Below are 6,940 nucleotides of genomic sequence, written 5' to 3' on the forward strand. Positions count from 1 at the left end.
GTAACGGAGCATATCTTCCCGCTCCTCCTGGGAGACAAAATTCCAAAAGCCATAAATTCGGGAAAGGGAAAGGAGTTTAGTGGTATGAATTTTCCAGGTGTAGGTACTGTAAACCCTGGCCATGGCCGCCTGGGAAAGCTTCGACCAAAGATCGGGGTCTTGGTCACATTGCTGGACAAATTTTGCTAGGCGATCGCCCGTTTCCTTAGTTTGGGTGGGGTTAATCAGAAAACCATTTTCCCCGTCTTGGATAATTTCCAGGGGGCCGCCAAAGCGGGTGGCAAAGGTGGGCAGGCCGGAAATCATCGCTTCCAGGATGGTCAAACCAAAGGCCTCAAATAAAGCTGGCTGGACAAAAATGCCCCGGCGATCGCCAATGACCCGATACACTTCCCCCGTATCCCCCTTAGAGAGCCGTACCCCCAACCAGCGAATTTTGCCCTGGAGTTGATACTGGTCAATTAGGGCATACATTTTTTCGATTTCACTGCGTTCCTCGGGGTCTTCCGATTCCTCCAGGCGTAATTTCCCCGCCACTAAAATTAGGTTGCATTGTGCTTGTAATGAATCGCTCTGGGCAAAAATTTCCACCAATCCGGTCAGATTTTTAATTCGGTCTAACCGAGCCATGGAAAAGAGGGGGCGTTTTTCTGGATTGTCCAACCTGCCATAGACCTGACTCGGATCATCAAGGGTAAATAACAATTCCTCCAACCGTTGGCGATCGCCCATGGTGCGGTCTTGGTAATTACTGTAGGGGAAAAAATAGGACTCATTTACCCCGGGGGGGGCCACATTAAATTTGGGGCTAAATAACTCAATACCATCCACCACATGGTACAAATCTGGCATAGTGAAATGCTTATAGGATTCATACTGCCCCACACTATCGGGCATGCCGGTGATTTCTTGATAGGTGCTACTGACAATGAAATTGGCCGCATTCATGGCAATTAAATCGGCGGTAAATTGCAGAGAAAAATGATATTGACTCTCCAAATCTTGCCAATAGAGATTACTAAATAAATATTTCGACTTTTCCAGGGCGTGGGCCACATTACATTGGGTTACCTTAAGTTTACGGGCCAGGAGAAAAGCAATTAAATTACCGTCGGTGTAATTACCAACAATTAAATCAGGACGACCATTTAAAACCGACCACAGTTCTTTTTCTGCATCAATGGCAAAGGTTTCCAGGTAGGGCCAAATTTCAAAGCGGGAAATCCAGTAATCAGTGGAATGGCCATTGCTACGGAAGGGAACCCGGAGAATAAAGACATTTTCTGTGCCATAAACTTTTTCTAAACGTTCGTCACAGCGGGTACCGTCACTCTGGGGAATTAAGCGGCTGAGGATAATTACTTGGGGGGCAATTTTTAGCACATCAAGCCCCGCTAAGGTAATATCTTCCAGCAATTGTTGCTCTAAGCTTTTAGCTTGGTCCAGCACATAAACTACTTGGCCACCGGTATCTGGCCGCCCTAACACTCCTTCTTGGCCAAACCAACCATGGCAGGACACCAGCACTAGACGAAAAATCATCGGAATGCGGGACAGTAGGGCTTCTAGGATTTGGTGATCCGGTGAATCTAGCAGGGCATCGAGCAACTCTAGGCTTTCCTGGACCCGGCCGGCAGTGTTGCCCCAACCAGGCTCAAAACCAAGGGATTGAAGAGGAAAGCGAAATTCCGGATAGGGTTCCGTTCCAGGCCTACTTTCCACAAAGGCGATCGCCTCTTTAATTTGATTCGATAATTGAGCCTGGTTTTGGATTCTTTCATTAATTAGCAACTGGGTGCCATTGTAGTTATGCAGGCTCAGGAATTTGTACAACTCCGATAACCACTGCTGGGGATCTTGGAATAATTTACTGGATAAAAAGCGGTTTAAATATTGTACTCCGTTACCAATATTTTTACTGTCTCTAATCAGAGGAGAATAGTCATAAAAAGGACGAAAATCAATTTCAAAAATTTTTCCATCCGCTGGATGATGGCGGTTGACATAGCGGTCACGGATAGCGAGAATTTCTTGGACAGAAATAGCTTCCACTTCCAGGGCATTGGTGAGGCGATAGAATTCTTCCTGGGCAATTTTGGGGCGAATAACAATGCAATAACTTTCGGATTCGAGGATAATTTCTTGAATAACTTGTAGAATTTTTTCAATCTGGGCGGTGCTTTGGTCCGTCGGGGATAATTTTCCTTCTTGCTTTTGTTCCTGACAAAATTGTTCAAAAAAGACGATGATGTCGTTTCTTAACCAATAGGTTTGCTTCTGTTGCCGCAGTTGGTGGAGAAATTCCCTCAGCAGGGTATTTTCATTGCTATTCACCACTGCTTTAATCAGATTGTGCATAAAATATTAATGTGAGAAGTATTCATTATTGATAATACACTATCAACAATCTTCCCCCGATTTGCTCTCCTTTAGCGATCGCCTTTTCCCCAACCGGACAGGGGCTAAAACCATGGGCTCCATGGGCCAAGGTAGAATGGGTCAGGATAAATCATCCACTGAATTAATGCGGTCTTCGCTAATTTTCAATAACTATTCTGTCAGTCAAACCACTGCTTTGTCCCCCAAGCCATGAGTGAAGCTTCCCTACGTCCCGCCAAAATTAGTACCGTGTTATCGGGATCCCTGGGGGAAGAAATGGGCTTTGAGCCTGGGGATGCCATTGTCCGCATTAACGGTCAGGCACCGAGGGATTTGATTGATTACCAATTTCTGTGCGCCGACGATTATTTGGAATTGGACGTATTGGATCGTCGAGGGGAACTGCACGAACTGGCGGTGGAAAAGGAATTTGATCAGGATTTAGGACTGGGATTTGAAACGGCCCTATTTGACGGGTTGATCCAGTGCAATAACCGTTGCCCCTTTTGCTTTATTGACCAACAACCGCCGGGGAAACGGGAGAGTTTGTATTACAAAGATGACGACTATCGTCTCAGTTTTCTCTACGGCAGTTATCTCACCCTGACCAATTTGAGTGCTAAGGAATGGCAACGCATAGAGCAGTTAAGGCTTTCTCCCCTCTACGTTTCTATCCACGCCACGGAAGCATCGGTGCGGGAAAGATTGTTAAAAAATCAGCGAGCGGGGCAAATTCTCGACCAGTTAGCTTGGTTCCAGGCGAGGAGGTTACAGATCCACGCCCAGGTGGTGGTGTGTCCCGGTATTAATGATGGGGCCCATTTAGAACGAACTTTGAGGGATTTGGCCCAGTTTCACCAGGGGGAAACCCCAGCGGTCATTTCCGTGGCCGTGGTGCCGGTGGGCCTGACCCGTTTCCGTCCCCAGGAAGATGAGTTAAGCCCTGTCAGTCAAGCTCAAGCCAGGGAGGTAATTGCCCAGGTGCAAGCTTTACAAAAGGAATTTGCCCAACAACTAGGTAGTAACTTTGCTTGGTTGGCCGATGAGTGGTTTCTCGTTGCCCGTCAACCTTTACCGCCGGAAAGCCATTACGAAGACTATCCCCAAATTGGCAATGGAGTCGGTTCGATCCGTCAATTTATTAGGGAATTTCAACAACAGGCCCAGGAATTTCTCCCCCCGGCGATCGCCGCAGCCAAGACGTTGACCTGGGTGGTGGGCAATGCTGTGGAACAGGCGTTTGAGCCCCTGGTGGAACAATTAAATCAGGTAGAGGGTTTAACGGTTAATTTAGCCCCCTTGAACAGTGATTATTGGGGCCAGGAAATTACGGTAACGGGACTATTGACGGGACAGGATTTAATCGCTAAATTGACAGGCAGAGATTTAGGGGATGGTATCCTATTGCCTGCTCTGATGTTGAAACACGATGATACTTGCTTTTTGGATGACCTCCGGGTGGCCGACGTGGCCCAGAAATTGGCCACAACCATCTATCCTGTGGCCGATGTGGCTGGTTTGCTGGAACATTGTGTTCAGCCCATGGCTGTCCCCCACCATTGCTAAAAAGCCCCGCTAATTTTTCTTCTCCAGGGGAAAATTGAGCAGTTCAATGGGCCAGATTGTTGTCGTTTGCCTTCGTTAAAAACAATAGTTTTTTCCCAGCAGATAGTGGGTTAAAAATAACTTTGATCAAACCACTGGTAAAACTGCTTGATGAGTTAGCCGATTTTGACCCCGGCTTTGTACTTTCTGCACCAATCTCTGATTTACTGGTTTGTCCATCTATGGATTCTGTCAACTTTTTCCTGCATCGCTCCAACTAACCTTTCTGGGATGTCCTCCATGCCCTCCGTGCCTAGCTTACCGTCCACTGATACCGTTATTCCCCCCGGTAACTTTGTTGAACCTCCCACCTCTCCGGTGGTTATTCTCAAGGAGTTGGTGGCTAAGTTGTACCGGGAACAAAACAAGGTGCAGGATTTGTTGGGGGCCATGGGCTATGCCCTGCGGAGTTTACATAATCTCAATCAATTTCTGGAATTGACCCCCCTGATGGCCACCAGGGTGACCGATGCTGATGGCAGTGTTTTAGTGCTGATGCGGGAGGGGGAAATATCGATTTTTGAACAAATCCATGGCCACAAAAATGGTCTCAAGGGCACCATTAAAGGTGCTTTACAGAAGGCTCGCCAGATTACTCCGGCACCGGATTCCTCCACTATTCTGAGTTATTTTGACCGTAAATTGCGCCAGGAATTACCGGCGATCTCCTGTTATAACACCCCCATTTTGAGCCACCAAGAGGAAGTGGGGCGTCTGTACATTTTCAGCCAGGACCGTAACTATAGCTGGACTCCCACCCGTCGCAAACTACTACAACTAATTTCTGACCAAACCGCTGTGGCGATCGCCAACAGTGACTTGAACCAAAAACTCAGGTCCAGGGAAAGTCAGGACCGGGAATTGGAAATCGCCTCGGAAATTCAAAATCAATTGTTACCCCGTTGTTGCCCCCAAATTAATGGTTTGGACATTGCCGCCCAGTGTAAAACCGCCAGTCGGGTGGGGGGAGACTACTACGATTTTATTCCTGCCAACTATGACCAACTGCGCCAGGGGGATTGGTTATGTCGCAACACCAGCCATTTGGGGGTGCCCTGGAGTATTGTCATCGGCGATGTCATGGGTAAGGGGGTGCCAGCGGGACTAATTATGACCATGACCAGGGGCATGCTCCGGGCGGAAGTGTTAAATCGCCATAGTCCGGCCCAGATTCTCAACCATCTCAACCGGGTCATGTATGCCGACCTGGAAAATTCCCATCGCTTTGTCACCCTGTTTTATTCTGAGTACGACCCGGAAACGAGTGTGCTTTCCTACAGCAACGCCGCCCATAATCCTCCCCTGTTGTGGCGGGCCAGCAGTGACACTCCCCAATGTTTAATTCCCCTGGATACGGAGGGGGCTTTAATCGGTTTGGAGTCAGATTCCGATTACCGGGATGCCCAAATTCAACTCATTCCCGGGGACGTGGTGCTGTACTACACCGATGGTCTGACCGATGCCGGTAACGCCAAAGGCGATCGGTTCGACGACAAAAATCTCCGCATTGCGTTCCAACGGGCCTGTGAAAGCGCCCAAACGGCCCAGGGTATCCTGACGGAAATTTTCACTGCGGTGGAAGCATTTGTGGGCTCAGACAATAGTCATCAAACCGATAAAATCCCAGCTCGGGACGATATGACATTGGTCGTTCTGCGGGTAAAATCGACGAAGTGAGTCTTACTGTTTGGGAGTCAGCGTTTATGTGGCAGTGCCTAGATTTAGCCTTGAATATTTTCCCTCTCCATGGAGGAATAGAGCATTTTTCCCCCACTGCCCCCGCCGTTTTCTCTTCCTGGCTGGACCACGGTTTGTTTTTTGCTCAAAATGTTAGGGATGTTGACATTCTGGGGGATTTTCAGGATGCCTGGAGCAATTTTGTCCAGTCTGGGCAAATTTGGGCTTTGATTATTGGTTTTGTGCTTGGTTGGGGCTTCCGGGGTTTCACTGGCGGTTAATATTTTCTCCGGCTACAACTAACTGCTGGGCCACCATCTGCTAATTATCACCACGAAATTCCCCCATCCCAATGACAAAAAAAACCTGGAGCGATCGTTTTGAAGGCACGTTGCATCCTGCCATTACCCTTTTTAATGCCAGCATTGGTTTTGATATTGAGTTAATTGAACATGATCTGAATGGCTCGATCGCCCATGGCAAAATGTTGGCCAAAACGGGCATCATCAGCCCAGGGGAAGCAGAACAATTGGTGCAGGGCTTGGAGCAAATTCGCCAGGAATACCGAGCCGGTAATTTTAACCCAGGGGTAGACCAGGAAGACGTACACTTTGCGGTGGAGCGACGATTAACGGAATTGGTGGGGGACGTAGGCAAAAAACTCCACACCGCCCGTTCCCGCAATGACCAGGTGGGTACTGATGTTCGTCTTTACCTGCGGGCCCAAATTGATGACATCCGCCAACGGTTGAGGGATTTTCAAGCGGTGTTGTTGCAACTGGCGGAAACCAATGTGGAAACCCTAATTCCTGGCTACACCCACCTCCAGCGGGCCCAACCAGTGAGTTTGGCCCACCATATGCTGGCCTATTTCCAGATGGCCCAACGGGATTGGCAACGGTTAGGGGAAATTCGAGCTAGAACTAATATTTCTCCCCTGGGCTCCGGGGCCTTAGCGGGTACCACCTTTCCCATCGATCGCCATTACAGTGCGGAATTGCTGGGATTTGAAGGCATTTACGCCAACAGTCTAGACGGGGTGAGCGATCGGGATTTTGCCATCGAATTTCTCAATGCCGCCAGTTTGATCATGGTGCATCTGAGCCGGTTGAGCGAGGAAATGATCCTCTGGGCCTCCCAGGAATTTAGCTTCATCAGTTTGACCGACAGTTGTGCCACCGGGTCGAGCATTATGCCCCAAAAGAAAAACCCAGACGTGCCGGAGCTAATCCGGGGCAAAGCAGGGCGGGTGATGGGCCATCTCCAGGGCATGCTGGTG

At 48.7% G+C, this 6,940-nt stretch carries 6 protein-coding genes; 5 read left to right on the top strand and 1 reads right to left on the bottom strand.

The window, feature by feature from the left end; genetic code table 11:
* The coding region (locus IQ219_RS14835; RefSeq protein ID WP_194073115.1) for a sucrose synthase at positions 1-2,358 on the bottom strand (2,358 nt) is incomplete at its 3' end.
* 28 nt (positions 2,359-2,386) lie between these two features.
* On the opposite strand from IQ219_RS14835, the gene IQ219_RS14840 reads away from it, so the two are divergent.
* From IQ219_RS14840 to argH, 5 genes are all read left to right on the top strand, one after another.
* The gene (locus tag IQ219_RS14840; protein ID WP_194073116.1) at positions 2,387-2,593 is read left to right on the top strand and encodes a hypothetical protein; all 207 of its coding nucleotides are present in this window, start codon (positions 2,387-2,389) and stop codon (positions 2,591-2,593) included.
* A complete protein-coding gene (locus tag IQ219_RS14845; RefSeq protein WP_194073117.1) occupies positions 2,590-3,945 on the top strand; it encodes a TIGR03279 family radical SAM protein in 1,356 nt (451 codons plus the stop codon). The genes IQ219_RS14840 and IQ219_RS14845 overlap by 4 nt, the downstream gene beginning before the upstream one ends.
* Positions 3,946-4,224: 279 nt before the next feature.
* Positions 4,225-5,661: a PP2C family protein-serine/threonine phosphatase gene (locus IQ219_RS14850; RefSeq protein WP_228017153.1), complete on the top strand. Its 1,437-nt coding sequence runs from the start codon at positions 4,225-4,227 to the stop codon at positions 5,659-5,661.
* A gap of 26 nt (positions 5,662-5,687) precedes the next feature.
* Complete coding sequence (locus tag IQ219_RS14855) at positions 5,688-5,942, top strand: hypothetical protein (RefSeq protein ID WP_194073120.1); 255 nt, start codon at positions 5,688-5,690, stop codon at positions 5,940-5,942.
* Positions 5,943-6,013: 71 nt separating this feature from the next.
* A partial coding sequence (gene argH / locus IQ219_RS14860) for an argininosuccinate lyase (RefSeq protein WP_194073118.1) occupies positions 6,014-6,940 on the top strand: 927 nt, incomplete at its 3' end.

This window comes from Synechocystis sp. LEGE 06083 (assembly GCF_015207725.1).
GTDB lineage: Bacteria > Cyanobacteriota > Cyanobacteriia > Cyanobacteriales > Microcystaceae > Synechocystis > Synechocystis salina.